The organism is Aminobacter sp. P4_D5 (assembly GCF_056401815.1).
In genome coordinates this window covers 1-680 of sequence record NZ_JBFUIP010000786.1, presented here as the reverse complement: position 1 = coordinate 680, position 680 = coordinate 1, and the positions used below count along the sequence as shown (strand labels likewise).

The window sequence follows — 680 nt, the reverse complement described above, 5'->3', positions numbered from 1 at the left end:
AGGAGATTGTTCGCTACGGAAAATTCGAGCCCGTAATTTCCGTCGAACACGAGACAGTCTCCAAGCCTGTTCCAGAAAAGGTACTGGATGATATGCGCTCGTGCGACGCTGCTATTATTCACGTTGCGCAAGAAGGGGTTCTCGCAGACGTAGATGGCAAATTAGTCCCTCAAATTAACGGTAACGTGCTAATTGAAATTGGTGCTGCAATGGCCCTCTATAAAAGGAAATTTATCCTTTTGGTTGAGGAAGGAGTGAATCTTCCTTCAAATCTCCAGGGCCTTTACGAATGCCGATACTCCGGAGATAGCTTGGGCGGTTTTGCAACGATGAAGCTCTTGAAGGCTTTTAACGACTTCACCTCAGCTTGAGGGGTCTCAACGCCGCCCCACATATAGCTAGCATCCTCATCAATGCACGACGCAAGCAACTGCCCAGCGGTCAAGCCTAAGGATAACGAAGGCAGGTAGGTTCCCGGCAGATCGCGGAAACTGGCAATAGGCGGAAGGCGCTCCTTACATCGTCCGCGATTGACGCTAACGCCCCACGCCTTCGTCATCCTAGGGCGGAGCAGGAGCGCAGCGACCGTCGCGAAGACCCTAGGATCCATGCCGTGACATTACGGCAGTGCTCAAGCGGTCCGGAATGCTTGCTTTCCCCCGCATTCCTCACCCTCACGG

1 protein-coding gene is annotated in these 680 nt (G+C 52.9%); it reads left to right on the top strand.

The window, feature by feature from the left end; all coding sequences use genetic code 11:
* Positions 1–371 (top strand): TIR domain-containing protein (locus AC1DWF_RS34995; protein ID WP_476843066.1); only part of this gene is annotated, 371 nt, incomplete at its 5' end.
* Positions 372–680: the final 309 nt, after the last annotated feature.